Annotated in this window: 27 protein-coding genes; 16 read left to right on the plus strand and 11 right to left on the minus strand. The window is 69.3% G+C overall.

Features of this window, described 5'->3' with window-relative positions; genetic code table 11:
* Position 1: 1 nt before the first annotated feature.
* On the minus strand, positions 2–511 hold the full coding sequence (locus HQ325_RS09650) for an aminoacyl-tRNA deacylase (RefSeq protein WP_222628418.1): 510 nt from the start codon (positions 509–511) through the stop codon (positions 2–4).
* Positions 512–953: 442 nt separating this feature from the next.
* On the opposite strand from HQ325_RS09650, the gene HQ325_RS09655 reads away from it, so the two are divergent.
* Together HQ325_RS09655 and rsrA are read left to right on the plus strand one after the other, a co-directional pair.
* On the plus strand, positions 954–1580 hold the full coding sequence (locus tag HQ325_RS09655; RefSeq protein WP_037186858.1) for a sigma-70 family RNA polymerase sigma factor: 627 nt from the start codon (positions 954–956) through the stop codon (positions 1578–1580).
* Positions 1577–1849, plus strand: a complete 273-nt coding sequence (gene rsrA, locus HQ325_RS09660; RefSeq protein ID WP_027506855.1) for a mycothiol system anti-sigma-R factor — start codon at positions 1577–1579, stop codon at positions 1847–1849. Before HQ325_RS09655 ends, rsrA begins: the two co-directional genes overlap by 4 nt.
* 64 nt (positions 1850–1913) lie before the next feature.
* On the opposite strand, the gene HQ325_RS22965 is transcribed toward rsrA, so the two are convergent.
* Positions 1914–1988 carry a 50S ribosomal protein bL37 gene (locus tag HQ325_RS22965; RefSeq protein WP_110293457.1) on the minus strand — a complete coding sequence of 25 codons (75 nt, stop codon included), beginning with the start codon at positions 1986–1988 and terminating at the stop codon, positions 1914–1916.
* 139 nt (positions 1989–2127) lie between these two features.
* Between HQ325_RS22965 and HQ325_RS09665 the strand changes: the two genes are divergently transcribed.
* Together HQ325_RS09665 and HQ325_RS09670 are read left to right on the plus strand one after the other, a co-directional pair.
* Positions 2128–2343, plus strand: coding sequence for a biotin/lipoyl-binding carrier protein (locus HQ325_RS09665; protein ID WP_027506854.1), 216 nt, complete (start codon positions 2128–2130; stop codon positions 2341–2343).
* Positions 2344–2395: 52 nt separating this feature from the next.
* Positions 2396–3910 carry a sensor histidine kinase gene (locus tag HQ325_RS09670; protein ID WP_222628419.1) on the plus strand — a complete coding sequence of 505 codons (1515 nt, stop codon included), beginning with the start codon at positions 2396–2398 and terminating at the stop codon, positions 3908–3910.
* 81 nt (positions 3911–3991) lie between these two features.
* Here HQ325_RS09670 and HQ325_RS09675 read toward each other — a convergent pair whose 3' ends face one another.
* Entirely contained in the window at positions 3992–4246 is a 255-nt protein-coding gene (locus HQ325_RS09675; RefSeq protein WP_027506852.1) for a WhiB family transcriptional regulator, read from the minus strand.
* Between the two features lie 259 nt (positions 4247–4505).
* The gene (locus HQ325_RS09680; protein WP_222628421.1) at positions 4506–5471 is read right to left on the minus strand and encodes a diacylglycerol kinase family protein; all 966 of its coding nucleotides are present in this window, start codon (positions 5469–5471) and stop codon (positions 4506–4508) included.
* Positions 5472–5558: 87 nt separating this feature from the next.
* Here HQ325_RS09680 and HQ325_RS09685 point away from each other — a divergent pair, with 87 nt between their 5' ends.
* Positions 5559–5981, plus strand: a complete 423-nt coding sequence (locus tag HQ325_RS09685; RefSeq protein ID WP_374107212.1) for a hypothetical protein — start codon at positions 5559–5561, stop codon at positions 5979–5981.
* Positions 5982–6009: 28 nt separating this feature from the next.
* Here the strand turns inward: HQ325_RS09685 and HQ325_RS09690 are convergent, their stop codons facing one another.
* Entirely contained in the window at positions 6010–6660 is a 651-nt protein-coding gene (locus HQ325_RS09690; RefSeq protein ID WP_222628427.1) for an acid phosphatase, read from the minus strand.
* A gap of 155 nt (positions 6661–6815) precedes the next feature.
* Here HQ325_RS09690 and HQ325_RS09695 point away from each other — a divergent pair, with 155 nt between their 5' ends.
* Both HQ325_RS09695 and HQ325_RS09700 read left to right on the plus strand, forming a co-directional pair.
* The gene (locus tag HQ325_RS09695; RefSeq protein WP_222628432.1) at positions 6816–8387 is read left to right on the plus strand and encodes a DHA2 family efflux MFS transporter permease subunit; all 1572 of its coding nucleotides are present in this window, start codon (positions 6816–6818) and stop codon (positions 8385–8387) included.
* 96 nt (positions 8388–8483) lie between these two features.
* Positions 8484–9278, plus strand: coding sequence for a ParA family protein (locus tag HQ325_RS09700; protein ID WP_222628436.1), 795 nt, complete (start codon positions 8484–8486; stop codon positions 9276–9278).
* Here the strand turns inward: HQ325_RS09700 and HQ325_RS09705 are convergent.
* From HQ325_RS09705 to HQ325_RS09720, 4 genes are all read right to left on the minus strand, one after another.
* Entirely contained in the window at positions 9260–9472 is a 213-nt protein-coding gene (locus tag HQ325_RS09705; protein ID WP_222628439.1) for a helix-turn-helix transcriptional regulator, read from the minus strand. The two genes, HQ325_RS09700 and HQ325_RS09705, sit on opposite strands and share 19 nt — an antisense overlap.
* Positions 9473–9479: 7 nt before the next feature.
* The gene (locus HQ325_RS09710; protein ID WP_222628441.1) at positions 9480–9962 is read right to left on the minus strand and encodes a hypothetical protein; all 483 of its coding nucleotides are present in this window, start codon (positions 9960–9962) and stop codon (positions 9480–9482) included.
* A gap of 118 nt (positions 9963–10080) precedes the next feature.
* Entirely contained in the window at positions 10081–11313 is a 1233-nt protein-coding gene (locus HQ325_RS09715) for a PQQ-binding-like beta-propeller repeat protein (protein ID WP_222628443.1), read from the minus strand.
* Between the two features lie 15 nt (positions 11314–11328).
* The gene (locus tag HQ325_RS09720) at positions 11329–13029 is read right to left on the minus strand and encodes a DEAD/DEAH box helicase (protein WP_308014326.1); all 1701 of its coding nucleotides are present in this window, start codon (positions 13027–13029) and stop codon (positions 11329–11331) included.
* A gap of 322 nt (positions 13030–13351) precedes the next feature.
* On the opposite strand from HQ325_RS09720, the gene HQ325_RS09725 reads away from it, so the two are divergent.
* Both HQ325_RS09725 and HQ325_RS09730 read left to right on the plus strand, forming a co-directional pair.
* Positions 13352–14083, plus strand: coding sequence for a ferritin-like fold-containing protein (locus HQ325_RS09725; RefSeq protein ID WP_222628447.1), 732 nt, complete (start codon positions 13352–13354; stop codon positions 14081–14083).
* Between the two features lie 110 nt (positions 14084–14193).
* Positions 14194–14427 carry a DUF3107 domain-containing protein gene (locus HQ325_RS09730; protein ID WP_027506844.1) on the plus strand — a complete coding sequence of 78 codons (234 nt, stop codon included), beginning with the start codon at positions 14194–14196 and terminating at the stop codon, positions 14425–14427.
* 83 nt (positions 14428–14510) lie between these two features.
* On the opposite strand, the gene HQ325_RS09735 is transcribed toward HQ325_RS09730, so the two are convergent.
* Positions 14511–15161: a TetR/AcrR family transcriptional regulator gene (locus HQ325_RS09735; RefSeq protein WP_222628449.1), complete on the minus strand. Its 651-nt coding sequence runs from the start codon at positions 15159–15161 to the stop codon at positions 14511–14513.
* A 146-nt stretch (positions 15162–15307) separates the two neighbouring features.
* Between HQ325_RS09735 and HQ325_RS09740 the strand changes: the two genes are divergently transcribed.
* The 3 genes from HQ325_RS09740 to HQ325_RS09750 all read left to right on the plus strand — a co-directional run bounded on the left by HQ325_RS09740 (position 15308) and on the right by HQ325_RS09750 (position 18458).
* Positions 15308–16321: a DUF3152 domain-containing protein gene (locus HQ325_RS09740; RefSeq protein ID WP_222628451.1), complete on the plus strand. Its 1014-nt coding sequence runs from the start codon at positions 15308–15310 to the stop codon at positions 16319–16321.
* 19 nt (positions 16322–16340) lie between these two features.
* The gene (moeB, locus tag HQ325_RS09745; protein ID WP_222628454.1) at positions 16341–17519 is read left to right on the plus strand and encodes a molybdopterin-synthase adenylyltransferase MoeB; all 1179 of its coding nucleotides are present in this window, start codon (positions 16341–16343) and stop codon (positions 17517–17519) included.
* A gap of 84 nt (positions 17520–17603) precedes the next feature.
* Complete coding sequence (locus tag HQ325_RS09750; RefSeq protein ID WP_027506841.1) at positions 17604–18458, plus strand: TIGR02569 family protein; 855 nt, start codon at positions 17604–17606, stop codon at positions 18456–18458.
* Here the strand turns inward: HQ325_RS09750 and HQ325_RS09755 are convergent.
* The gene (locus tag HQ325_RS09755; RefSeq protein WP_222628458.1) at positions 18455–19150 is read right to left on the minus strand and encodes a FadR/GntR family transcriptional regulator; all 696 of its coding nucleotides are present in this window, start codon (positions 19148–19150) and stop codon (positions 18455–18457) included. The two genes, HQ325_RS09750 and HQ325_RS09755, sit on opposite strands and share 4 nt — an antisense overlap.
* An 87-nt stretch (positions 19151–19237) precedes the next feature.
* Here HQ325_RS09755 and HQ325_RS09760 point away from each other — a divergent pair, with 87 nt between their 5' ends.
* From HQ325_RS09760 to HQ325_RS09775, 4 genes are all read left to right on the plus strand, one after another.
* Complete coding sequence (locus HQ325_RS09760) at positions 19238–20554, plus strand: MFS transporter (protein ID WP_222628460.1); 1317 nt, start codon at positions 19238–19240, stop codon at positions 20552–20554.
* A 194-nt stretch (positions 20555–20748) separates the two neighbouring features.
* Positions 20749–22221, plus strand: a complete 1473-nt coding sequence (locus HQ325_RS09765) for a nitrate/nitrite transporter (protein ID WP_374107199.1) — start codon at positions 20749–20751, stop codon at positions 22219–22221.
* Positions 22218–24383 carry a molybdopterin oxidoreductase family protein gene (locus tag HQ325_RS09770; RefSeq protein ID WP_222628462.1) on the plus strand — a complete coding sequence of 722 codons (2166 nt, stop codon included), beginning with the start codon at positions 22218–22220 and terminating at the stop codon, positions 24381–24383. Before HQ325_RS09765 ends, HQ325_RS09770 begins: the two co-directional genes overlap by 4 nt.
* Positions 24380–25942 carry an FAD-dependent oxidoreductase gene (locus HQ325_RS09775; protein ID WP_222628464.1) on the plus strand — a complete coding sequence of 521 codons (1563 nt, stop codon included), beginning with the start codon at positions 24380–24382 and terminating at the stop codon, positions 25940–25942. The genes HQ325_RS09770 and HQ325_RS09775 overlap by 4 nt, the downstream gene beginning before the upstream one ends.
* Positions 25943–25980: the final 38 nt, after the last annotated feature.

A 25980-nucleotide genomic window follows, 5' to 3' on the forward strand; every position in this document is an offset into this window, starting at 1 on the left:
GTCACAGTCTCTCACTGGCGGACGCGCGTCGGATGTCCGCAACTGTCGCGGCGGTGGCCCGGACGAGATCCTGCGCGGAGAGTTCGATCTCCAGGCCGCGCCGACCGCCGCTGCAGAAGAGGGTCGAGTGCCCGAGTGCCGACGTGTCGACGACCGTGGGCAGGGGCGTGCGCTGACCGAGCGGGGAGACGCCCCCCAGCACGTAGCCCGTCGACCGGCGAACGGCCGCCGGATCGGCCATCGACACCTTGCTCGCTTCGAGGGCGGCGGCGACGGACTTGAGGGCGAGCATGTCCGGTACGGGAAGAACCGCGACCGCCAACGAGGAGCCCGTCGACACCACCAGGGTCTTGAACACCCGATCCGCCGACACACCGAGTCGTGCGGAGAGTGCATCGACCGCTTCGGTGCCGTACTGCTCGGTGCCGCGGTCGTGCTCGTAGGTGTGGACGGTGAAGTCGATTCCGAGCCGCGACAACATCGTCGTCGCGGGAGTGGCCGATCCGGCCATGCGTCGTGATCCCTTCCCCCGTGATCACCCACCCCCGCGAGTACGGCGAGAACGTCGTGATCGGCTGCTCGTTCGCGACATTCTCGCCGTACTCGCGGAGACGATCCGGCAGCGGGGGGAACACGACGACGGCCACGGCTGTTGCACGCAGCATCAGGACGGCGCGCACTGTGCGCCGCCGCTCGACGGAGGAGGGCGTGTGAACGTCGTTGCACCGGAGCGCTCCGGAGCCGAGAGGCTCTCGGCGACGCTGACGAATGTGGTGGTGATCCCACCGGTAAAGTGGAGTCCGGACGACCACGGTGATCTCACCGGTTCCCGGCTGTCCGAGGTCAGCACCTCGGAGGGCGGGGCGGTCGCCGCGGGGCACACGAGAGGGGCCAGCGTGACCGATCAGCCACGTACCGAGACCGGCACCACGACGGGCGCCGTCGATCCTGCGATCCTCGAGACCGAGGACGGCATCCGCTCGCGCGAGAACGCGGCGGACCTGACGGCGCGGTTCGAGCGTGACGCGCTCCCGCTGCTCGATCAGCTGTACGGCGCAGCGCTGCGGATGACGCGGAACCCGTCCGATGCCGAGGATCTGGTCCAGGAGACGTACGTCAAGGCGTACACGGCGTTCAAGAGTTTCCGCGAGGGCACGAACCTCAAGGCGTGGCTCTACCGCATCCTGACCAACACGTACATCAACTCCTATCGCAAGAAGCAGCGTCAGCCGGCGCAGTACCCGACGGACGAGATCACGGACTGGCAGCTCGCGGCCACCGCGGAACATTCGTCGACTGGTCTGCGGTCCGCCGAGGTCGAGGCGCTCGACGCCCTGCCCGACGACGACATCAAGGCGGCGCTGCAGGCGCTGCCCGAGGAGTTCCGCATGGCGGTGTACTACGCCGACGTCGAGGGATTCCCGTACAAGGAGATCGCCGAGATCATGGGCACGCCCATCGGCACCGTGATGTCGCGGTTGCACCGCGGCCGCAAGCAACTGCGCAACGAACTGGCGGAGGTCGCTCGCGACCGTGGATTCAATCGGTCCGCCGCGGCGACCGAGGAGGTAGCACGATGAGCGGCAACGAGTTCGAGGACCTGGACTGCTCGGCCGTCATCGCCGACGTGTGGACATTGCTCGACAACGAGTGCGACGAGGCGAGCAGGCAGCGCGTGCAGCGTCACCTCGACAGCTGCGGTTCGTGCCTCGCGCAGTACGGCATCGAGGAGAAGATCAAGTCTCTCGTCGGCCGCAAGTGCGGCGGCGAGCGCGCTCCGGAAGGGCTGCGGGAGCGCCTGACACTCGAGATCCGGCGTTCGGTGACCATCACCGCCACCGAGGACTGATCGCCGAAGCAAGGAAGGGCCGGGACGCATCGCGTCCCGGCCCTTCCTCGTGTGATGCTCGTGATCAGCTGTTGGGGCGCTTGCCGTGGTTGGCTGCATTTCCCTTACGGCTGCGCTTCTTGCGTCCTCGCTTGCCCATGGTGGATCTCCTTCCTGTTCCACCCAGTTTCTCACGTGTGGTTGGCTGTACGACGAGCGGCCGTGCCTCCGGCGTGGTCCGTTCACCGAACGAGTCGACACGCGCGTGCAGACGAGCGGAATGGAACAGGGGGACCGTGATGGCCGAGGACGTCCGAGCCGAGATGGTGTCGACGGTGTTCCAGATCGTCGTCGCCGAGGGTGATCACGTGAACGAGGGCGACGCCGTGGTGGTGCTCGAGTCGATGAAGATGGAGATTCCCGTGCTCGCCGAGTCCGCAGGCACCGTGACGTCCATCGGAGTCGCCGTGGGCGACGTCATCCAGCAGGGCGACCTGATCGCCGTCATCTCCTGATCCGGTCACCACTCCGACCAGCCGACGCCGTACCGGGACAGGGTGATTCGTCGTGTCCACGCTGTCCGAGATGCTCGCCGAGCACACCGACCTGCCGGGTACGGCGGTCGATCATCTGCAACGCGTCGTGGGGGAGTGGCAGATCCTCGCGGACATCTCCTTCGCGGACCTGCTGCTCTGGGTACCCGTCGACCATCCCGGATCGCGTGCGGTGACGTCGTCGGACACGGCGACGGTGGTGTGCGTCGCGCAGTGTCGTCCGACGACGGCCCCCACGGTGATCCCGTCGGACACGGTCGGTGCGGTGGTCGGGGAGACCGAACATCCCGAGGTCGCGGAGTGCCTGCGCACGGCGTCGATCGTGCGCGGCGGTGGTCGCCTCCCCGACGATCAGGGTCCGCCCCACGACGCCGTTCCCGTGCGCGTCGACGGCCGCGTGGTCGCCGTGCTGACGCGTGACTCCGCGCCGGTCTCCGGCCGACCGCCGAGCTTGCTGGAGGCCGCGTACCGCGACTGCGCCCACCACCTCTCCGACATGATCGCGGAGGGGTCGTTCCCCTCGCCGTCCGAGAAGACGGACGTCAACTCGAGCCCACGCGTCGGCGACGGGTTCATCCGCCTCGACACCGCCGGCATGGTCACCTACGCGAGCCCCAACGCGGTGTCCGCCTACCACCGGATGGGGTTGACGGCAGATCTCCCCGGCCACGACCTCGCTGCGTCGACCCGGTCGCTCGTCACCGATCCCTTCGACGCGGAGGAGATCGCCGCCACCATCGGAGCGGCCGTCGCGTCCGCCGGGGGTCGACGCATGGAGGTCGACGCTCGCGGTGCCACCGTCCTGCTGCGCACGGTTCCGCTGCGTCCGGCCGGCACGTCCGTGGGCGCTCTGGTGCTGGTCCGGGACGTCACCGAGGTGAAGCGTCGCGATCGCGCACTGTTGAGCAAGGACGCGACCATCCGCGAGATCCATCACCGGGTCAAGAACAACCTCCAGACCGTCGCTGCCCTCCTGCGTCTGCAGGCCCGACGGACGGACAACGACGAGGCCAAGGTCGCGCTGAGCGAGTCGGTCCGCCGGGTCACCTCCATCGCCCTCGTCCACGACGTGCTGTCGACCTCGGTGGACGAGGTCGTCGATCTGGACGAGGTGGTGGACCGCCTGGTCCCCGTCATGGTCGACATCGGCTCGCTGTCGGCGGATGTCACCGTCGGTCGTGAGGGCAGCCTGGGCGTGTTCCCGGCCGAACGGGCGACCCCGCTGGTCATGGTGCTCACCGAGCTGGTCCAGAACTCGCTCGAGCACGGGTTCGACCCGGGTGCCCGAGGCCGCGTGACCATCGAGTCCCGGCGGTCCTCCCGCATGCTGGAGGTCACCGTGCGCGACGACGGCCGCGGGGTCTCCGACGACTTCGACGCGTCGGCGTCCGACCGGCTGGGACTGCAGATCGTCTCGACACTCGTCACGGTGGAGCTGGGCGGCACCATCAGTGTCGCGGCCGGGCGGGACGGGGGCACCGCCGCCGAGCTCCGCGTCCCGCTCGGACGCCGGGAGCCACGCGGCTGACCCGGGTTGCGAACCCCCGTCGGACACACAAAAGGCCCGGCACCATGCGGTGCCGGGCCTGCGTGCGTCTTACGAGCTGTGTCAGACCGCCGAGCGTGCGCGGGTCCGTGCGTTGCGACGCTTCAGCGCGCGACGCTCGTCCTCGCTCATCCCACCCCAGACACCCGCGTCCTGGCCGGACTCGAGAGCCCAGGACAAGCAGTCCGCGGTGACGGGGCACCGGTTGCACACGACCTTGGCATCAGCGATCTGTGCGAGTGCCGGACCGCTGTTTCCCACCGGGAAGAACAGTTCCGGGTCCTCGTCGCGACAGATAGCCTTGTGGCGCCAATCCATCCTCTTACTCCTCACTGAGCGCACGACGGCGCTGTCGAATAACTGGTCCTGGACTCACGTCCGGACCGTGGGCTTGTTGTCCTGCAGTTCGCGAGCGCGGCAACCAATGTTTCCGCACTGTTACTTGTGAATGCTTTCACGAACCAAGCAGAAGTCAAGAGATGACGCGGTGCGGGTGGCCAAGCTCACTGGACCCGATTTGGATTCACACCCGACGTCTGGTACCCGGATCGGGAGATGTGAAACACAGTAGCTTGGCCTACGGGGTATCGCCAGGTAAAGGCGCCACGACGGCGAGGGCGTCGGGCGCGGACGCGAATTCCACCTCGGTGCGTTCTCCCAGGTAGTCGCCGTCGACCTGGAGGCCGGTCGGTTCCGCCGAACGCACGCGAATCCATTTCACGTCGTCGTCTCGAAGAAGTGCCCGAGAATGCGGACCGGACGTTCCGGACAGCATTTGCACCACCACTCGTAAGGTCGTGAACACCTTCGTGGAGCGCATTGCGAATATGCCGAGTCCGCCGTCGAAGGACGTCCCGGGGTTCGTCCGGACCGGGCGCGCGTCGAGGAACGTCCACGGATCGGAGTTGGTCACGAACGCGAAGTGGACGCCCGCCACGGCCTCGCCCGTGTCCGTCTCCACGGTGAGGTGCGGGTCGCGGCGCTTGCGGCGGAAGAACGTGGTGATCGCGGTCCGGACATAGCGTGAGGGCGTGACCGCCTCACCGCCCTTGCGGCCTCGATCGATCGCGTCGCACACGTCCGCGTCCCATCCCAGGCCGGCGTTGAACAGGAACCACGTCCGGTCGCAGTGCCCCAGACCGATACGCCGGCTCGATCCCGACTCCAGCAGATCGATGAGCTGGTTGGTGGCCTCGACCGGATCCTTCGCGATGCCCAGCGAGCGAGCGAACACGTTGGCGGATCCGCCGGGAACGACCGCCAGCAGAGGCACGGGTCCCACGGTGACCGACTGCATGGAGGTCGGGGCCGGAACCCCGAGAAGTCCGTTCACCACCTCGTTCACCGTCCCGTCGCCACCGTGCACGATCACCAGATCGATACCGGCCCGGCGGGCCTCGGTCGCGAGTTCACTGGCGTGTCCTCGGTGCGTGGTGTGGAGAACGCTGAGCGACACCCGGCTCGCGAGCGCGTGCGCCACCAGGTCCCGGCCGGCAGCCGTGGTGGACGTGGCGTTCGGATTGACGATGAGGATGGCTCGCACGATCACTCAGAGTAGACGCGAGCTTCGCCGGCTCTCGACCACCGGCGCGTGACCGTCTGCCACCCCGCACGTGTGCTCTAGGGTGGCCTGGTGCGTCCCAAGCTGCCCGATTCCGGTGTTCCGGCACCGGTGCGCGCCGCGGGCCTGTTGGTGTCCGCCCAGGGCGCCACGGCGGTCGTGGTGGCACTCGTCCTGGTGATCCGCGGCGCCGCCGGCGCCGACGAGAGCGTCATCAACGGTTTCGGCACCGCGATCTGGTTCGCTGCACTCGGGGGTGCCGTGCTCACCGGTGGTATCGCCCTCGTCCTCGGGCATCGCTGGGGTCGCGCCATCGCGATCGTCGCGCAGCTGCTCCTGCTCCCGGTGGTCTGGTCGCTCCTGACCGATTCCGAGCGGCCCGTGCTGGGCTCGTTGCTCGGCATCGTCGTCGTCGGCGTGCTGGGCTGCCTGTTCAGTGGCCCCGCGACGCGCTGGCTCGCCGACGACTACGTCGAGACCGACGACGCCTGAGCCCGCCCGCCGACCGCGCCGAGGACCCTCACGATCCCGGGCGCGGGTCCACGTTGTGAGTGTGGATCTGCCGGTACTCGTGCTCGTACCCCAGCACGGTGAAGCCGGCGGGTGCCAGCGCGAAGCGCTTGCCCTCGGTCACCGGTTGCTCGACCCACCGGGCGATGACGGACCTCGAGAAGTGGCCGTGCCCGACGAGCACGACGTCGCGCTCGGCCAGGGTGGGAACGACGACGGACAGGACGAGATCGGCTCGCGCCGACACGGCATCGATGGTCTCGCCGGACGGCGACGGATGCGTCCAGACGGTCCAGTGTGGCGCGGTCTCCCGGATCTGGGGAGTGGTCAGGCCCTCGTAGTCGCCGTAGTCCCACTCGACCAGCGCATCCCACACCCGATCGACGGTCAGGCCGGCCAGCTCCGCCGTCCGCAGCGCCCGCGATCGGGGGCTGCTCACCACCAGGGGGCGGTGAAGTCCGAGGGCATCGATGCGGAGACCGGCCGCGCGCGCCTGCTCCTCGCCGTCGGCGGTGAGGGCGATGTCCGTGCGTCCGGTGTGCCGCCCGCTCGCCGCCCACTCCGTCTGGCCGTGGCGGATCAGCACCAGTCGGGCGTCGGCGCGATGCGGCGCCGTCGCTGACGACGCGGGTGCCGGGTCACGGGGGTCGGGGTCTGCCATGGCTCGATCATGCTCCCGGGTGCTACCGCGTCGGTGACGGAGGTCTCCCGAAATCCGGTGGTGATCGCTGCCGGTGGGGTGTTCACTTACGTGGTCCGATCACGCGACACCCGGCCTCGATGCCGGCGGATACGTAGTCAGCCAGGAGACCTCGCATGACCGATCAGAGCACCGACCAGGGCGCGCAGGCGTCCCCGAACGCCCCCGGGCAGGGTGGGGTGGACACCGGTCAGGGTCTGGACGCGGCCGTCCTCAAGATCGCCGCGGTCATCGTCATCGGCGCCATCATGTCGATCCTCGACGTGACCGTCGTGAGCGTGGCGCTGCCGACCTTCGCCTTCGAGTTCCAGACGTCGTACGCCAACGTCGCCTGGACCATGACGGGATACACCCTCGCTCTCGCCACCGTCATCCCGCTGACGGGCTGGGCCGCGGACCGGTTCGGAACCAAGCGCCTCTACATCCTGGCGCTGATCCTGTTCGTCGCCGGATCCATGTTGTGCAGCGTCGCGTGGGACATCACGTCGCTGATCGTGTTCCGCGTCCTGCAGGGCTTCGGCGGCGGCATGCTCATGCCGCTCGGCATGACGATCCTGACCCGCGCCGCCGGTCCCGAGCGCATCGGTCGTGTCATGGCCGTCCTGGGCGTTCCCATGCTGCTGGGTCCGATCGCGGGTCCGATCCTCGGCGGGTGGCTCATCGACGCGGCGAGCTGGCACTGGATCTTCCTCATCAACGTTCCCATCGGCGCCGTGGCGCTGGTCGCCGCATGGGTCATCCTGCCCAAGGACGCACCCGAGCCCTCGCAGTCCTTCGACTTCGTCGGCATGCTGCTGCTGTCACCGGGCCTCGCGCTCTTCCTGTTCGGCGTCTCCTCGATCCCCGAGACCGGAACGGTGATGTCGGCTCGCGTGCTGGTCTCCGCCGTCGTCGGGCTCGTGCTGGTCGCGGCGTTCGTGCGCCACGCCCTGCGGACCGAGCACCCGTTGATCGACCTGCGGCTGTTCGCCAATCGTCACCTGTCCGTCGCGGTGATCGCGATGAGCCTGTTCGCTATCGCGTTCTTCGGTGCGGGCCTGATCTTCCCGAGCTACTTCCTGCAGGTCCGCGGAGAGACCACGCTCCTGGCCGGCCTGTTGCTCGCTCCGCAGGGACTCGGCGCGATGGTGTCGATGCCCATCGCCGGGCAGCTCGCCGACAAGATCGGGCCGGGCAAGATCGTGATCACCGGCATGGTGTTCGTGACGCTGGGCATGGCCGTCTTCACGCAGGTGGGAGCCTCGACCTCGTATGCCGTCCTGCTCGGCGCGCTGTTCGTCATGGGGTTGGGACTCGGCGCGACCATGATGCCGATCATGACCGCGGCGCTCCAGACGTTGGACGACGCGTCCGTCGCCCGCGGTTCGTCGCTGATGAACATCATTCAGCAGTCGGCCGGGTCGATCGGTACGGCCGTGATCTCGGTGGTGCTCACCAACCAGCTGCTCGACCGGGCCGCTGCGGGACCCGCCATCGCGGCACAGCGTGACCCGGCGATCGCCGAGCAGATCGGGCCGAATGCCGTGCAGGCTGGTCTGGCGCAGGCAGCCGACGCGTTCGGCGGCACCTTCCTGGTGGCCACGATCATCGTCGCGTTCACCTTCGTGCCCGCACTCCTGTTGCCGCGCAAGAAGTTCCAGCGTGCGGACCAGGGTGACGCCGTCGCGCGCGGTGCGATGCTGCACTGACCTCGGCCTCCGTTCCACCCCGTTCGGCCCGGTGCGGCATCACGCCACGCCGGGCCGAACGTCGCTCGACACCCCGAGTGATGCCAAGATCGTGCTGTGACGACGATCCTGGCAGTGGCCAACCAGAAGGGTGGCGTCGCCAAGACGACCACCGTGGCATCGCTGGGAGCGGCGCTCGTCGCTCTGGGCCGACGAGTACTCGTGGTGGACCTCGACCCGCAGGGAAGTCTGACCTTCTCGCTGGGGCACAACCCCGACAAGCTGGAGACCTCGATCCACGAGGTCCTCACCGCCGGGGTTCCCGTGGGCGACGCCGTGCTCGGCACGAACGAGGGTGTGGACCTGCTTCCCGCCACCATCGACCTGGCCGGCGCCGAGGCGCTGTTGCTCATGCGTCCGGGCCGCGAGTACACCCTCAAACGCGCCCTCGCACCACTCCTCGAGAACTACGACGTCATCGTGTTGGACTGCCCGCCCTCCCTGGGCGTGCTCACCCTCAACGGGCTGACTGCCGCGACGAGCGTGCTGATCCCGCTGCAGTGCGAGACGCTCGCTCACCGCGGCGTGGGTCAGCTGTTGCGCACGGTCAGTGAGGTCCAGCAGATCACCAACCCCGATCTGACTCTCCTGGGCGCTCTCGCGACCCTGTACGACGCCCGCACCACGCACAGCCGTGACGTCCTCGCGGACGTGTCCGGTCGGTACGACATCCCTGTGCTCGCGCCGCCGATCCCGCGCACCGTGCGGTTCGCGGAGGCGTCGGCGTCCGGCACCTCGGTGATCGCGGGACGTAAGAACAAGGGCGCTCAGGCGTACCGCGACCTCGCCGACAACCTGGCCGCGCACTGGACCGAGGGCGCACCGCTGGCCACCTACGACGCGGACGCCTGATCGTCACCGTCGTCGAAGATCTCCTCGATGCGGCGTTCGAAGACGCGGGCGATGCGGAAGGCGAGGGGGAGTGACGGGTCGAATCGACCTCGTTCGAGCGAGATGACGGTCTGACGCGAGACCCCCAGTCGATCGGCCAGGTGCTGTTGCGACCATCCGCGCTCACGCCGGAGATCGGGAAGGGTGTTGCGCACTTGGTGCTCAGACCCGCCGTCGCGCGAGCTGGTAGCGCAGACCGAACGATCCCATGGCGACGACGAGGACGAGACCGAGCGCCGGCACGGCGGAGACGTCGGTGCCGGAGATCGCGAGCCCCGCGGTACCGAGGCCGGTGATCAGCAGCAGATCGGTGAACGCGCCACCGGCCGCGCGGTCGTACCACGCGGACTCCACGGAGTGCTCGGGATCGGCGGGCGCCCCGCGGAGGGTGTTCCGGTCGACGAGAACGACCCATGCCAGACCGACGCAGGGCCAGAGACACACCACGAACGCCGCGACAGCGCCTACGGCGGGACGCGGTCCGGCACTGTCGGTGAGGACGAGGGCCGCGGCGATCGCGAGTGCGGCAACCGCTCCGAACGGTGCCGCCGCCCACAGGGCGGGATAGCGTCCGTCGTCGAATGTCGTTCGCCCCCAACGTGATCGAGAATCGGTGATGTCGTGTCCATCCGTGCCGTCGTGCATCGTCGTCGCCTCGCTGTCAAGTGTGCTTTACAGTGACCGACATCGTGACACGCCAGGTGTACTGGCCGCCAGTGGATCATCGAATGAGATCCGGCCGACGCTCAGGCCAGGCCGACGATCACCCCAGGGCGACGGTCTCGGCACCGCGGCGTTCGAACACGCTGGTGCCGAGGACGGACAGGGCGACCGGCCCGGTGTACTCGCCGCGGTCCACCGCGATCGTGCGCGAGGCGACGCCGTTCTCGGGGTCCACCACCGCGATTCCGCCGGGAACCGGGACGAGGAGCTGCCCGGCCATCACGGCGCCCGCGCCGAGGGTTCCGGCGAGAGCCCAGCGCTGGGACAGATCGGACTGCGTGAAGCCGACGGTGTCGGCACCCGTCCACCAGGAGACGACGGAGCCGGTCCTGACGATGTCGGACGCGAGCGTGTCGGCGGACGGTGTGGTGACGTCGGCGGTCACGGCCTGCGCGGAGACGAAGTTGGCGGACCCGTCGAAGAGTGCCACCCGGGCGACCTCGCTCCCGGCCGGGGGGAGGTACACCGCGAGGCGATCCCCTACCACCGCGAGGACGCGTGCTGCCGCTGCGTCCGCGGGGACGTCGGCCAGGATGGTCGAGCCGTACACGTCGGGCACCGTGTTGTCCTTGGGCGCGGGATTCATCGACGTCAGACGAAGACCCTCCTCGCCGGGACACCGTTCCAGCACAGCGAGGCGGGTGCTCGCGGACGCGCTCGAGACGAGATCACACCCGGTGCGGGGTTGGCTGCGTGGATTGACCGGAGCATCGACCCGTCCGTACTCGAGGGTGCGCACGAGGTCGGATCGCCACAGCTCGAGTCGCGTGGCCCCGAGTTCGGTCACGTACGTCCCGTCGAACGACAGACGGACCGGGTCGTCCGCATCGTTGGTGCGCTGGTCCTCGCGCGCTCCGGTGGAGCCGTCGAGCTCGGTCACCTGGCCGCACCCGCGGCCGTCCCGGAACACGGCCACCGCCGCGTCCCACGCCCCCACGACCGAGCAGAGCGCCCGGTCACGGGTGTAGGACCAGGACGGCGAACCGGTGGCCGGATCGAGTCCGCTCACCGCGTCGTCGGTGGAGACGACCACGGCTCCGCCGACGGTGGTCGGCGCCCCGGTTCCGGAGTCGTCGGCGCGCCAGATCTCGGCGAACGACTCGGGAACCGACAGCGCCGACGCCGGGGCGGCGAGGGGCACGTCGGCGACCATCGATGTGGTGCCGCGAGCGTCGCTGCGGAACCAGATCACCGAGGCGCCCACCAGGACGACCACGACGATCACCACGGCGGCGATCACGTCGACGCGGGTGCGCCGTTCAGGAGCGAGCACGAAGATACGGGACGGTCAGTCGGACGTACCGGCGGACGACGACGCCTCTGCCGACGCGCCGTTCTCACCGGCGTGCGCGGAGGACCCGGCAGACGACCGGCGACGACGTCGACGACGAGGCTTGTCCGACGCGGCTCCGTCACCGGACGCCTCGGTGGGACCGGTCGAGCCGGCGGCATCCGAACCTGCGGCATCCGAACCTGCAGCAGCGTCGGAGTGGCCTCCGCCGCGGGTGCGACGGCGCGACCGGCTGCGGCGCGACGACGTGGCCGCTTCACCGTCGGACGGCTGGTCGGAGTTCCCACCCCGGCTCGAGCGTGCTTCTGTCTTCTCTGCGGCGGGAGTCTCGGCCCGGCGCTTCGAGATGCTGCCCGTGGTGCCGTGCGGGATGTTCAGCTCCGCGTACAGGTGCTCGGAGCTGGAGTACGTCTCCACCGGGTCCGGGATGTCCAGGCCGAGCGCCTTGTCGATCAGCTGCCAGCGGGGGATGTCGTCCCAATCGACCAGCGTGACGGCGATACCGGTGCGACCTGCACGCCCGGTACGTCCGATGCGGTGGACGTACGTCTTCTCGTCCTCCGGGCACTGGTAGTTGATGACGTGGGTGACGTCGTCGATGTCGATACCGCGCGCCGCGACGTCGGTGGCGACGAGCACGTCGATCTTGCCGGAGCGGAATGCCGCGAGCGACTTCTCGCGGGCGACCTGTCCGAGGTCACCGTGGACGGCACCGACGGAGAATCCGCGCTCGGCCAGATCGTCGGCCACCTTCTGGGCGGTGCGCTTGGTGCGCGTGAAGATCATCGTGGCGCCGCGGCCCTCGGCCTGCAGCACGCGCGCGACCATCTCCGCCTTGTCGAGTGCGTGTGCCCGGTAGACGTGCTGGGCGGTGCGCTCGTGGATCGCGGAGGACTCGGCCTCCTCGGCGCGGATGTGCGTCGGTCGGGTGAGGAACGTGCGGGCGAGCGTGATGATGGGCCCGGGCATGGTCGCCGAGAACAGCATCGTCTGACGCTTCTCCGGCACCATGCTCATGAGGCGCTCGATGTCGGGCAGGAAGCCCAGGTCCAGCATCTCGTCGGCCTCGTCGAGTACCAGGACGCCGACCTTGCCCAGCACGAGGTGGCCCTGCTTGGCCAGGTCGAGAAGACGACCGGGGGTGCCGACGACGACGTCGACGCCGGTCCGCAGGGTCTCGATCTGGGCCTCGTACGGACGTCCGCCGTAGATCGACATGACCTTCACGCGGCCGTTGGCCGAGTGCAGGTGCTTCGAGGCGTTCTCCAGGTCGGAGGTGACCTGGACGCACAGCTCACGCGTGGGAACGATGATGAGCGCACGCGGGGTGCCGTCCAGAACCGTGGTGCCGGAGCCGTCGGCCGGACCGGTGGCCAGACGGTGCAGCAGCGGGACGCCGAAGCCGAACGTCTTGCCCATACCGGTGCGGGCCTGGCCGATGAGGTCGTCGCCCGCGAGTGCCAGGGGAAGGGTGAGTTCCTGGATGGCGAATGTGCGCTCGATGCCGATGTCCGTGAGTCCACGGACGATCTCGGGGTGAACGCCCAGCTCGGCGAAGGTGGGGGGAGTGTGGGTGGTGTCGGTCTGTGTCAGGTCCAGGGTCGCCGAGACGGTGGTCTCCGCCACGTCGTCGGTCTCGTGGTCCACAGTGATCTCGCTCAGTGTTTCGGCCTTTCTCGTCTCTCGCCTCGCACGCACGACGAGGGCCAGGCCGCTCCGCGGCCGATGTCGAAGCCCTCGATTCGTCGACAGGCGCGATCGGGGTCGACCGCGGTTGCGGCGACACGATCGGCGGCAGACACGAATCAGGTGCGCGCACAATGTCGTGAGCACGGCTCCCGGTGCTCGCCGCGATCGCCTCCGACGGAGGTGACCACGGTGCGTCGGGCCGGCGTGCGGACCGTCACGGTCCCTGCTGCCGGCACCGGGTGGGGGCGTGCTCGTGGCCCATTCTACCTGGTCGGCGCCAGGCCTCGCGGTTCCGCTCGTTCGAGCCGTGTCGGCGGTAGTCTCGGCAGCCATGCGAGCGAATTCGGATCCACAGCACGGCGGGTCCACCCCGAACCTCTCGGCGGGGTCCGACCCGACTCCCGCAGCAGGGGCGACCGTGCCGGGTGATCATCCCGGAATCATCAGTCTCCTGGGCGTTCTCGCGTACGGCGAGATCTCGGCGTTCTACCGCCTGGTCGACGATGCCCGGATGGCCCCGACGCTCGGCGACCGCATCGCGATGGCGAGCATGGCCGCCGCCGAGATGAACCACTTCGAGGTGCTCGAGGCGGCGCTGGCGGAGCGTGGGCGGGACGTCCTGTCGGTCACCGAGCCGTTCGCCGCCGCTCTGGACGCCTACCACGCGTCGACGCTGCCCTCGACGTGGATGGAGGTGCTCGTCAAGACGTACGTCGCGGACGGCCTCGCCGCCGATTTCTACCGCGAGATCGCGCACAGCCTCCCGGACGACATCGCCGCCACCGTGCGCGAGGTGCTCGCCGAGACGGGCCACTCGGAGTTCGTCGTCACCGAGGTGATGGCGCGTGTCGCGGCGAGCGCCGCGGACAAGGACCGGCTGATGCTCTGGGGGCGCCGCCTGCTCGGGGAGGCCATCACCCAGGCGCAGTTCGTGCTCGCGCAGCGCGAGGAGCTGACCGAACTGGTGATGACGGCATCGGGGGACTTCAACGGCATCGTGGCGCTCTTCGATCGCATGCAGATCCGTCATTCCGAACGGATGGCGATTCTCGGCCTCGTCTGAGCGGTCGCCCGTGTTCGCTGTGGGCGTGTGCGTCACATACTCACCGGTGGCCGGTGCTGCTCTAACCTGAAGTGGACAGCAGGTTCGCGACAACGTTTCGGAGGTCGGCCGTGGAGGTCAAGATCGGAATTTCGGACAGCCCACGGGAATTGGTCATCAACAGCGCGCAGACGCCCGACGAGGTGGAGACCCTGGTCTCGAAGGCCTTCGGCGGCGAGGGTGTGCTGTCCCTGGTGGACGAGAAGGGCCGCAAGTTCCTGGTGCCCGCGGGCAAGCTCGCGTACGTGGAGATCGGTCCGTCCGACAGTCGCCGGGTCGGTTTCGCGTCGTCCGGCACCGCCTGACCGACGCGCCCACCGCGCACGACGACGGCTCCGCACCTGCTGGTGCGGAGCCGTCGTCGTTCGTGAGAACCTTCGAGCGTCGCCTACGGGGACTGCAGCGGGACGTGCGAGAGACCGCCCCAGGCGAGGGTGACGGTGGTGTCCACCGCCTCCTCCTTGGTGATGGGGCGGTCCGCTTCGAGCCAGTAGCGAGCGGTGAACTGGCTCGCGCCCACGAGGCCGACAGCGAGGATGCGTGCCCTGTGCGGATCGAGCCCGGAGTCGTGGCTGACGAGGTCGAAGACGGCGTCGACGCACGCCTCGGTGGCCTGGTCGACGCGGCTCTGGACCTGGGGATCGCCCATGAGGTCCGACTCGAACACCAGGCGGAAACCCTGGCTGTCGTTGTCGACGAAGTCGTAGAACGCGAGCACGGCGGCCCGCACGCGTTTGTGGTTGTCGGTGGTGGACCGCAGGGCCTGGCGCAGGCCCGAGATCAGGCTGTCGACGTAGTTCTGGAGCACCGCGACGTAGAGGTCGAGCTTGCCGGGGAAGTGCTGGTAGAGAACAGGTTTGCTGACGCCGGCGCATTCCGCGATCTCGTCCATACCGGCGGCGTGGTACCCCCGGGCGACGAAGATCTCCCCGGCAGCGGCGAGGAGTTGGGCGCGGCGTGCATCACGGGGCAGTCGAGCACTGCGCCGGCCACTCCCGGTCCCGCCCACGGAGGGGCTTCGGTCGGCGACGTCTGTCATGTGGTTCGTGTGTCCCATCCGCCGCGACCCGGTGGACGAGGATCACTCAGGCATCGGAACTACGCGGCATGTCGTTTCGCAGATCGTGACGACGATACCCCGGCGCGCCGACCGGAGGCCGCAGACGCGTGTGAGAACCTGGATCGGTGAGTGACCGACGGCAACCGCAGAGAGAGCCTGCGACGCGTGACGACCGTGCGCGACGCTCGCATCAGCCTCTGCGCGCCCAGTGGGACCCCACCGCGGTCGATCCCGGACGTACGCGCGCTGCGCGGCCGGAGCGCAGTGCCCGCAAGCAGAGTCGGCTGGGCCGGTTCACGTCGACCTACGGCTGGCGTGCCTACGCGATCCCGATTCTCGCGATCGTGACGGTGCTGGTGGTCGTCGACGCGATACGCGACCCCGGAACCGCGTCCACGACGGATTCGGCACCCGGTTTTCCGGCGTTGAGCAACACCACCGACGACACCGGCATCATCGGCGTCCCGCCGCAGGCCGACGGGAACTTCGCCGAGACGGTGTCCAGTGGTCAACTGCCCGACGGCGGTCAGTTCGCGGTGCAGGGCGCGGGTACGTGGCGCGTGGTGCCGGGAGTCACCGACCAGGTGGGCCAGGGCACCGAACGCACCTTCACCTACACCGTCGAGATCGAGGACGGCGTGGACACGACGGGCTTCGGTGGCGACGAGTCGTTCGGTCGACTCGTCGACCAGACCCTCGCCAATCCCAAGAGCTGGACGAACGATCAGCGTTTCGCGTTCCGGCGCGTCGACACCGGTGATCCGGACTTCCGGGTGTCGCTGACGTCCCAGATGACCATCCGCGACGCGTGTGGGTACGACATCCAGCTCGAGGTGTCCTGCTACAACCCCGGCATCGGCAGGGTGGTGCTCAACGAACCGCGCTGGGTGCGCGGTGCCGTGGCGTTCCAGGGTGACATCGGGTCGTATCGGCAGTACCAGATCAACCACGAGGTGGGCCATGCCATCGGGTACCAGGCGCACCAGCCCTGCGAGACCGACGGCGGCCTGGCACCGATCATGATGCAGCAGACCTTCGGCACGGCGAACGACGACATCGCGGTACTCGATCCTGCGGGCGTGGTCCCGATGGACGGCAAGACCTGTCGCTTCAATCCCTGGCCGTACCCCAGGGCCTGACCGGGGAGGCGCGAGGAGCATGACGATCGTCGACCCGGTGGTGGAACCGGGCCCGGAGCTGAGCCGCGAGCAGGTGGCGCGGTACAGCCGACACCTGCTGCTGCCCGACGTCGGAGTGCTGGGCCAGCGGCGTCTGCGCAACGCGCGCGTCCTGGTGATCGGTGCGGGCGGTCTGGGTTCGCCGGTGCTGTTGTATCTCGCCTCTGCGGGCGTGGGCACCCTCGGCATCGTCGAGTTCGACGAGGTGGACGCCTCCAACCTGCAGCGACAGATCATTCACGGCGAGACCGACATCGGTCGACCGAAGTCGGTCAGTGCCCGCGAGTCGATCCGAGCGGTGGACTCCACCATCGAGATCCGGCTGCACCAGGTCCGTCTCGAGCCCCGCAACGCGGTGAACCTCTTCCGCCAGTACGACCTGGTCGTGGACGGCACCGACAACTTCGCGACGCGGTACCTCGTCAACGATGCGGCCGCCGTCGCCGGCATCCCGTACGTGTGGGGGTCCATCTATCGCTTCGACGGGCAGGTGTCCGTGTTCTGGGACGCCGCACCCGGCGGTCTCGGCGTCGACTACCGGGACCTCTACCCGGATCCGCCCGCGCCGGGCACCGTGCCGTCGTGTTCGGAGGCCGGCGTGCTGGGCGTGCTCTGCGGGGTCGTGGGCTCGATCATGGCGACCGAGGCCGTCAAGCTGGTGACGGGCATGGGCGACACGCTGCTCGGGCGTCTGCTGGTCTACGACGCGCGCACCATGACCTTCCGCACGGTCACCCTGCGCCGGGACCCCGGTCGCGTGCGGGTGTCCGAGGTGGAGGAGGACTACGAGGTGTCCTGCGGTGTGGCGTCGCCCCTGCCGTCGGTGGACTCGGTGGACGGCGACCTCGATCCGGCGGCCTTGCGCGCGCTGCTGGACGGCGGTGCCCCGGTGGCACTGATCGACGTGCGGGATCCGGTCGAGTGGGACATCGTGCACCTCGACGGCGCAACGCTGATGCCTTTACCGACGGTGTTGGCCGGTGACGCGGTCGCGTCGCTGCCGACGGACCGGCCGGTGGTGCTCTACTGCAAGACGGGTGTCCGCTCGGCCGAGGCACTCGCGGTCCTGCGGTCCGCCGGCATGGCCGACGTCCACCACCTGCGCGGCGGACTCGAGGCGTGGGCGCGCGACGTCGACCCCACCGTCCCGACGTACTGACGAACGGGTCCCGTCACACGCCAACGGGACACGCGCTCGCCGGGGTCTGCGGACTCGCACCGCGGCGGCGGTACGGTGGCCGTCATGACATCGGCGGAACCTCCCCAGCACGTCATCGGCACGTTCGGGCTCCGAGACGTCGCGCCGGTGGCTCTGGGAGCGGACTGGGACGGCGGTTGGCGTCTCGGTGACGTCGTCCTGTCCCCGGTGGCCGATCACGCCCGCGGTGCCTGGTCGGCGAAGGTGCGCGAAACCCTTGCGGTGGAGGGGGTTCGGCTCGCACGGCCGGTGCGGTCGACCGACGGCCGCTACGTCGTGTCCGGATGGCGCGCGGACACGTACATCGAGGGAGTTCCCGAACCCCGCCACGACGAGGTGGTCTCGCTGGCGACCCGGCTGCACGTCGCGACGTCGCAGCTCGAGAAACCGCGGTTCCTGACGCAGACGCCGGTCGCGCCGTGGAGTGACGTGGACGTGTTCGTCGCCGCCGATCGTGCTGCGTGGGAACAGGTTCCGTTTCGCTCCGCCCGTGCCGGGGGAGCGGTGGAGCCGACGTCGCCGGACGGTGTGCGCAGTGTCGAGGTGATCGGTCAGCTGGCAACCCTGCGTCGGCCGGTGCGCGAGCCCGACCAGTTGGTGCACGGGGATCTGTTCGGCACGGTGCTGTTCGACGGCGTGCAGGCTCCCGGTATCACCGACATCACCCCGTACTGGCGGCCCGCGTCGTGGGCCGCGGCCGTGGTGGTCGTCGACGCGCTCTCCTGGGGCGGCGCGGACGACGGGCTCATCGGCCGCTGGGAGGATCTCCCCGAGTGGCCGCAGATGCTGCTGCGCGCGGTGATGTTCCGCCTTGCGGTGCACGCTCTGCATCCGCGCTCGACCGCCGAGGCGTTTCCCGGTCTGGCCCGTACCGCCGATCTGGTGCGCCTGATCCTCTAGTCGGTCGGCAGTGCGCCGGTGTCCCGGTCATCGGCACCGTCCGCGGCGAGCTCGGTGAAGAAGCAGCGTGCGGCGGTGGCTGCCGCGTCGGCGTCCCCGGACACGACCGCTCGGACCAGGGCCGTGTGCTCCTCGTGGAACGCCCGGTCGGAACCGGCGTCGTGGTCGAGGATGGTCTCCTCGATGCTGGGGAGCAGGAAGTCGTAGACCTCCAGGTAGATGCTGTTGTGGCTGGCCGCGACGATGGCGCGGTGCAGGGACACGTCGAGATGCAGGGCACGGGTGCGGTCGACGTCCCACAGTGCGGTGCGGTGCGCCAGGGTGTCCTCGAGCGTGCGGACGTCCTCGTCGGTCCGTCGCTCGGCGGCCAGTGTCGCCGCGGTGATGTCGAGTGCCCGCCGCAGCTCCAGCACGTCGCGTCGCCGCGCGGACGAGAAGTACTTGCCGAGAGCCGACGGCATCTCCGACGACGCGAGCACGTACGTGCCCGATCCCTGGCGCCGCTCGAGCATGCCCGCGTGCACCAGCGCCTGAACCGCCTCGCGAACAGTGTTGCGCCCCGTGCCGGTCAGCTCGGTCAACTCCGGCTCGGTGGGTATCCGCGTGCCCACGGCCCACGTCCCGGACTCGATCTCGCCTCGCAACTGGTCGGTGACCTGCCCGATGAGGCTCTGACGTCGTACGGGTTGCACGTGATCGTCTTTCTCTCGTGTGGTGTCGGTCTCGGCCAGTCTAATAGTTCTTTACCGGACAGGTCGGATCATCCTATGATTCGTCCCATGACTGCGACCGCCACCTCTGCCGAGCCCGGGTCACGCTCGACGCTGCAGGGACGCCTGCTGGTGTTCGCCGCACTCATCCTGTCGGCGTTCACACTTCGGGCAGCGGTCACCTCGGTGTCGCCGCTGTTCCCCCGGATCGGCGACGACCTCGGGTTCGGCGCCGGCGCCATCGGACTGCTCGGCATGCTCCCCACCGCGATGTTCGCGCTGTTCGGCGTGCTCACCCCGGTCATCGCGACTCGTCTCGGACTCGAACGGACCGCACTCGCCGCAGCGGCACTGACCGGTGTCGGCATCTTCGCGCGGGCGTTCGCTCCCGGGCTCGGGTCGCTGGCGCTGCTCTCCGCGGTCGCCCTGGCCGGTATGGGCATCGGCAACGTGGTCATTCCGCCGCTGGTCAAGCGCTACTTCTCCGACCGGCTCGCCATGATGAGCACCGTCTACATCTGCCTCCTGCAGCTGGGCACCATCGTTCCCTCGCTCACGGCGGTCCCCGTCGCCGATGCGGTCGGGTGGCGGTGGTCGCTCGCGATGTGGAGTGTGGCCGCTGTCGCCGCCGTGGTGCCGTGGACGGCCATCGTGCTGACGCGACGCACTCGCCCCGCCGCCCCCGCGGTGCGCGGTGCGGAGTCTCCGGCGCAGGACGCCGCCGTGGACGCCGAGCTCGACGGGCCGCTCACCGAGCCGTCGGCCGAGCAGGTGGCGCCGCCCGTCCCGGTCTGGCGCACCTCGCTCGGCTGGGGGATGGCCGGCATGTTCGCGATGACGTCCATGGTCACGTACTCGATGCTGACGTGGCTGCCCTCCCTTTTGGTCGAGGCCGGCATCAGCGAAGGTGCCGCCGGTGCCTCGCTCGGGGTGTTCGCCGCGGTCGGTCTCGCGGGTTCCCTGCTCGCGCCGTCCTTCACCAGTCGGATGATCGACCCCTATCCCATCGTCATCGGCTGCGCGGTCTGCTATCTCGCGGGCTTCGCGGGCCTGCTGTGGGCGCCCGCGACGGGCACGGTGCTGTGGCTGGTTTTGGTCGGGGCAGGTCCGACGACCTTCCCGATGTCGCTCACACTCATCAATCTGCGCACGCGCACCGCCGTCGGTTCCGCATCCCTGTCCGGCTTCACGCAGGGAGTCGGGTACACCATCGCGTGCGCCGGGCCCATCCTCTTCGGTGTGCTGCACGAGAACACCGGGGGCTGGGAGTGGTCGTTCGCGTTCCTCACGTGCGGCATCGCCGTGCTGCTGGTCGCCGCCAAGGCCGCCTGCCGTCCGCGCATCCTCGAGGACGGGCCCGTCCGCCAGGCTCAGTCGCGACCCTGACCCTCACGAACCAGACCCTCACCAACCCGACCCTCACCAACCCGACCCTCACCAACCCGACCCTCACGAACCCGACCCTCACCAACCCGGAAACACGGACGTGAGGTCAAGTTCACGCACGGGTCACAGCGTGCAGCGCCCCCGCAACATGGTTTTCCTATCTTTGGGCTTCCCCAGAGATCAGGAGGCCACTCGTGACCAGCTTGTCGGATACCGGCGCTGCCACGGCGCCCACCGGTGCCCCCGGTGCAGTCGCTCGTAAGCACCACATCACGAACTGGGACGCGGAGGACGTCGAGGCCTGGGAGGCCGGCGGCAAGCACATCGCCCGCCGAAACCTGATCTGGTCCGTCGTCGCGGAGCACGTCGGCTTCTCCATCTGGTCCATCTGGTCCGTGATGGTGCTCTTCATGCCGATGGCGCAGTACGGCATCGATCCGGCCGGGAAGTTCTTCCTGGTGGCCGTGCCGACGTTGGTCGGCGCCATCCTGCGGATTCCGTACACGTTCGCCACCGCGAAGTTCGGCGGCCGTAACTGGACGATCTTCAGCGCCCTCGTGCTGCTGATCCCGACCGTGCTGACGCTGTACTTCATGATGAACCCCGCCTCGTACACGACGTATCTCGTGGTGGCCGCGTTCGCGGGACTGGGCGGCGGCAACTTCGCCTCCTCGATGACCAACATCAACGCCTTCTACCCCCAGCGTGAGAAGGGGTGGGCTCTCGGACTGAACGCGGGCGGCGGCAACATCGGTGTCCCCGTCATCCAACTCATCGGGCTCCTCGTCATCGCGACGGTGGGCAACACCGCACCCGAGGTCGTGTGCGCCGTCTACCTCGTCCTGATCGCGGTCGCCGCCGTGGGCGCGGCCCTGTACATGGACAACCTGGACAACCAGAAGACCAACGGCCGCTCCATGATCGACGTGCTGCGCTTCTCCGACTCGTGGTGGATCGCGTTCCTCTACATCGGCACGTTCGGGTCGTTCATCGGCTACAGCTTCGCGTTCGGGCAGATCCTGCAGATCAACTTCCTCGCCGGTCTGGCCGACGGGGGTGCGGTCACCCCGGCCATGCAGGCACAGGCCTCCCTGCACGCCGCTCAGATCGCGTTCATCGGCCCGCTCCTCGGTTCCCTGTCCCGACCGATCGGCGGCAAGTTCGCCGACCGCGTCGGCGGCGGCCGCATCACGATGTACACGTTCGTCGCGATGATCTTCTCCGCCGGCATCCTCGTCGCGACGTCGATGACGGACGACGCCACGGCCGGAGCGGCGACCGGATCGATGATGGTGTTCTACGTCGTCGGCTTCATCCTGCTGTTCGTGCTCTCGGGGCTCGGTAACGGCTCCGTCTACAAGATGATCCCGGCGATCTTCGCGTCGAAGTCGACGTTGCTGGTGGGGATGTCGGCCACCGAGCAGGCCGCGTGGTCCCGCCGGATGTCCGGTGCGCTCATCGGTATCGCCGGTGCGATCGGCGCGCTCGGTGGAGTGGGCATCAACCTGGTCCTGCGCGCGTCGTACTCGGGCGCGGAGAAGTCGGCGACGTCCGCCTTCTGGGTCTTCCTCGTCTTCTACGTCCTCTGCGCCGCGGCCACGTGGGCCGTGTACCTCCGCCGATCCGGCGCGCGTAGCGCGAACGAGCAGGACGTGGTCACCGTATGACCGTCGCTGCATCCGTGCCGGAGACCCTTCGGCCACCGACCACCCGAGCAGGAACGGCGACGCACTGCCCGTATTGCGGGCTCCAGTGCGCGATGACCGTCACCGGCACGGACGCAGCGAGCGCCGGCATCGAGGCCCGCCAGTTCCCCACCAACAAGGGGGGTCTCTGCCAGAAGGGGTGGACCGCCGCCGAGGTGCTGCGAGTACCCGGCAGGCTCACCACACCACTGGTGCGTGTCGACGGGGAACTCGTCCCGACGACGTGGGACGCCGCACTCGACGCGGTGGCCACGACGCTTCGACGCGTCCGGGCCGAGCACGGCGCCGATGCGGTCGCGATCTTCGGGGCGGGCGGGCTGACCAACGAGAAGTCCTACATCCTCGGCAAGTTCGCCCGTGTCGCGCTGGGCACGTCGAACATCGACTACAACGGGCGGTTCTGCATGTCGTCGGCCGCGGCCGCCGGCAACAAGTCGTTCGGAATCGACCGAGGACTGCCGTTCCCGTTGGCGGACATCGGTTCCGCGCGGGCCGTGCTGGTGCTGGGCGGCAACGTCGCGGAGACGATGCCCCCCTTCGTGCAGCATCTCCGGACCGCCGCCGAGGCGGGCGGGCTCATCGTCGCCGACCCGCGGCGCACCGCGACGGTGGACCGGGCGCTGTCCGCCGGGGGAGTGCACCTGCAACTGTCGCCGGGCACCGACCTGGCCCTCGCGCTGGGTCTGGTGCATCTGGCGGTGGTCGAGGGGTACGCCGATCGCGACTACATCGACTCACGCACCGAGGGTTTCGACGAGTTCTGGACGGCGGCGGCGCAGTGGTGGCCGGAGCGGACCGAGCGCGTCACCGGCGTTCCCGTCGCTCGCCTGCGGGAGACGGTGCGGTTGCTGGCGCAGTCACGGGACGCGGGTACGGGCGCGTACGTGCTCACCGCCCGTGGAGCCGAACAGCACGCGTCCGGAACCGACACGGTCTCGGCCGTCATCGGACTCTCTCTCGTGCTGGGGCTGTGCGGACGACACGGAACCGGATACGGCTGCATCACCGGCCAGGGCAACGGACAGGGCGGACGCGAGCACGGGCAGAAGGCGGACCAGCTTCCCGGATACCGCAAGATCACCGATCCCGCAGCGCGTGAACACATCTCCGCCCTCTGGGGTATCGAGGAGTCCGCACTCCCGGGTGCGGGACTGAGCGCCTACGAACTGCTCGACGCCCTCGGCACCCCCGGTGGTCCCCGCGTGCTCATGGTGCACGGCTCGAACATCGCCGTCTCGGCCCCGCGGGCCGGTCACGTCGTCGATCGGCTCGCCTCACTCGAGATGCTCGTCGTCACCGATTTCGTGCTCTCCGAGACTGCCGCGATGGCCGACGTGGTGCTGCCGACGCTGCAGTGGGCCGAGGAGGAGGGCACCATGACCTCTCTCGAGGGCCGCATCCTGCGCCGGCGCAGGGCCGTGGACGCTCCCGAGGGCGCGCGCGGGGAGCTCGACATCCTCGCCGATCTCGCCGTTCGCCTGGGCCAGCCCGCCGACCGCTTCCCCCGCGACGCACGTACGGTGTTCGAGGAGTTGCGCCGAGCGTCCCGCGGTGGCATCGCCGACTACTCGGGCGTGACCTACGAGCGTCTCGACGCCGGGGAGGCGCTGCACTGGCCGGTACCGTCGGAGACGCACGGCGGCACACCGAGACTGTTCCTCGATCGTTTCGAGACACCCACCGGGCGAGCACGTTTCGTCACGGTCGACCAGGTCGGGCCCGCAGAACCCACCGACGCCGACTTTCCTCTCCTCGCGACGACGGGGCGGGTGCTCACGCACTACCAGTCCGGTGCGCAGACCCGGCGCGTGCCGTCCCTGTCGGAGGCGGCAGGCCCGATGTTCGTCCAGGTCCACCCGGACACCGCCGGTCGCGCGGGGCTCGAGGACGGCGACGACGCGGATGTCGTCTCGCGCCGCGGAACGGTCGTCGCCCGCGTGCGGTGCGACGCGTCGATGCGGCTCGACACGGTGTTCCTGCCGTTCCACTTCGCCGATACGGCGCGCGCCAACCTCGTGACCAACCCGGCACTCGATCCCACCAGCCGCATGCCCGAGTTCAAGGTCTGCGCGGTGCGCATCGCCGCGCACCTGGTCGACGCGACGGAAGGGGAGACGGCATGAGTGCACCTCATCGCGTCGTCGTGGTCGGGAACGGCCTCGCCGGTGCCCGGTTGCAGGAGGAGATCCACCGACGCGACGCGGATGCGGCCCGTGTCCAGGTGGTCGTCTACGGCGACGAGAATCACGCCGCGTACAACCGCATCCTGCTCTCCAACGTGGTCGCCGGGCACCTGACCCCGAAGGACACTCGAATCAAACCCGAGAACTGGTGCGAGCGCAACGGTCTGGAGACGCACATCGGTGTCGCGGTCACGTCGATCGATCGCGAGCGCCGCACGATCACGCGCTCGGACGGGTCCACGGACACCTACGACACGCTCGTCCTCGCCACCGGGTCGCGGTCCTTCCTGCCGCCCGCGCCCGGCATGACCGACGCGGACGGTCACCCCGCGGACGGTGTGGTGGCCTTCCGCACTCTCGCCGACTGCGACGCCATCACCGCAGCAACGGGACCCGGTTCCCGCGTCGTCGTGATCGGCGCCGGGCTCCTCGGCATCGAAGCCGCACGCGGCGCCCTCATGCGCGGATCGGACGTCACCATCGTCCACCCCCGCGCGTATCCGATGGAGAAGCAGATGGACGCCGGTGGCGGCGCCGTGCTGACCCGAGTGTTGCGAGAGCTGGGGATGGACGTGGCGCTGGGCCCTCGGGCCGAGGCTCTGCGTACCGCGCCCGACGGCACGCGCGAACTCGTGTTGTCCGACGGCAGCGCGTTGCCCGCCGACCTTGTCGTCGTCGCGGCCGGAATCCGTCCGAACATCGAGCTCGCGGTCGCGGCGGGGCTCGACGTCGACCGCGCTGTCGTCGTCGACGACGACCTGCGCACCTCCGACCCGCACATCCGCGCGATCGGCGAGTGCGCCCAACACCGCGGTGAGGTCTACGGCCTGGTCCAGCCCGCCTGGGAGATGGCCGGCGTGGTTGCGGACCAGCTGTGCGGCAGCGCCTCCCGCGCCGAGTACCACGGCACCGCGCAGATCACCCGCCTCAAGGCGCACGACGTCGACCTCGCCTCGATGGGCGAGATCGACGTCGACCCGAACGACACCGAGTCCGAGGTCCTGGTCATGAGCGACCCCACCCGCGGCCGGTACGCGAAGGTCGTCGTCCGCAAGGACCGCCTGGTCGGCGCGGTGATGCTCGGCAACCCGGAAGTCGTCGGAACGCTCAGCCAGTATTTCGACGGCGGATCGCTCGTCCCCGTCGACCGGATGACCCTGCTGCTCGGGCACCTCGTCGGTGGACCCACCGAGAGCGCCAACCCGTCGACCATGCCCGACGCAGCCGTGATCTGCCGCTGCAACACCGTCACCAAGAAGCACTTGGTCAGCGCGTGGCGCGGCGGTGCCCACACCCCCGAGGCCATGGCCGAGAAGACCCGCGCCACCACCGGTTGCGGTAGCTGCGTGGGCGTCGTCGACGGCCTCTGCGACTGGCTGCACCGAGCAGATCCCGTCCCCGACAACGACCGGCCTCCGGCCTTCCCGGGCACAGGCGACCGGCCTCCGGCCTTCCCGGGCACAGGCGACCGGCCTCCGGCCTTCCCGGTCACCGCATGACCGACCCGAGTCACACCACCCGTTCACCGTTTCCCGAG

Origin of the sequence: Rhodococcus sp. BP-349 (genome assembly GCF_019835845.1) — a bacterium.
Classification (GTDB): Bacteria; Actinomycetota; Actinomycetes; order Mycobacteriales; family Mycobacteriaceae; genus Rhodococcoides.

Bases quoted from the DNA above. Each gene is read 5' to 3' on its own strand.
- HQ325_RS09650 (WP_222628418.1), bottom strand. From the start codon at position 511: ATGGCCGGATCGGCCACTCCCGCGACGACGATGTTGTCGCGGCTCGGA.
- rsrA (WP_027506855.1), top strand. From the start codon at position 1,577: ATGAGCGGCAACGAGTTCGAGGACCTGGACTGCTCGGCCGTCATCGCC.
- HQ325_RS09665 (WP_027506854.1), top strand. From the start codon at position 2,128: ATGGCCGAGGACGTCCGAGCCGAGATGGTGTCGACGGTGTTCCAGATC.
- HQ325_RS09675 (WP_027506852.1), bottom strand. From the start codon at position 4,246: ATGGATTGGCGCCACAAGGCTATCTGTCGCGACGAGGACCCGGAACTG.
- HQ325_RS09690 (WP_222628427.1), bottom strand. From the start codon at position 6,660: ATGGCAGACCCCGACCCCCGTGACCCGGCACCCGCGTCGTCAGCGACG.
- HQ325_RS09695 (WP_222628432.1), top strand. From the start codon at position 6,816: ATGACCGATCAGAGCACCGACCAGGGCGCGCAGGCGTCCCCGAACGCC.
- HQ325_RS09710 (WP_222628441.1), bottom strand. From the start codon at position 9,962: ATGCACGACGGCACGGATGGACACGACATCACCGATTCTCGATCACGT.
- HQ325_RS09725 (WP_222628447.1), top strand. From the start codon at position 13,352: ATGCGAGCGAATTCGGATCCACAGCACGGCGGGTCCACCCCGAACCTC.
- HQ325_RS09735 (WP_222628449.1), bottom strand. From the start codon at position 15,161: ATGACAGACGTCGCCGACCGAAGCCCCTCCGTGGGCGGGACCGGGAGT.
- moeB (WP_222628454.1), top strand. From the start codon at position 16,341: ATGACGATCGTCGACCCGGTGGTGGAACCGGGCCCGGAGCTGAGCCGC.
- HQ325_RS09750 (WP_027506841.1), top strand. From the start codon at position 17,604: ATGACATCGGCGGAACCTCCCCAGCACGTCATCGGCACGTTCGGGCTC.
- HQ325_RS09760 (WP_222628460.1), top strand. From the start codon at position 19,238: ATGACTGCGACCGCCACCTCTGCCGAGCCCGGGTCACGCTCGACGCTG.
- HQ325_RS09770 (WP_222628462.1), top strand. From the start codon at position 22,218: ATGACCGTCGCTGCATCCGTGCCGGAGACCCTTCGGCCACCGACCACC.
- HQ325_RS09775 (WP_222628464.1), top strand. From the start codon at position 24,380: ATGAGTGCACCTCATCGCGTCGTCGTGGTCGGGAACGGCCTCGCCGGT.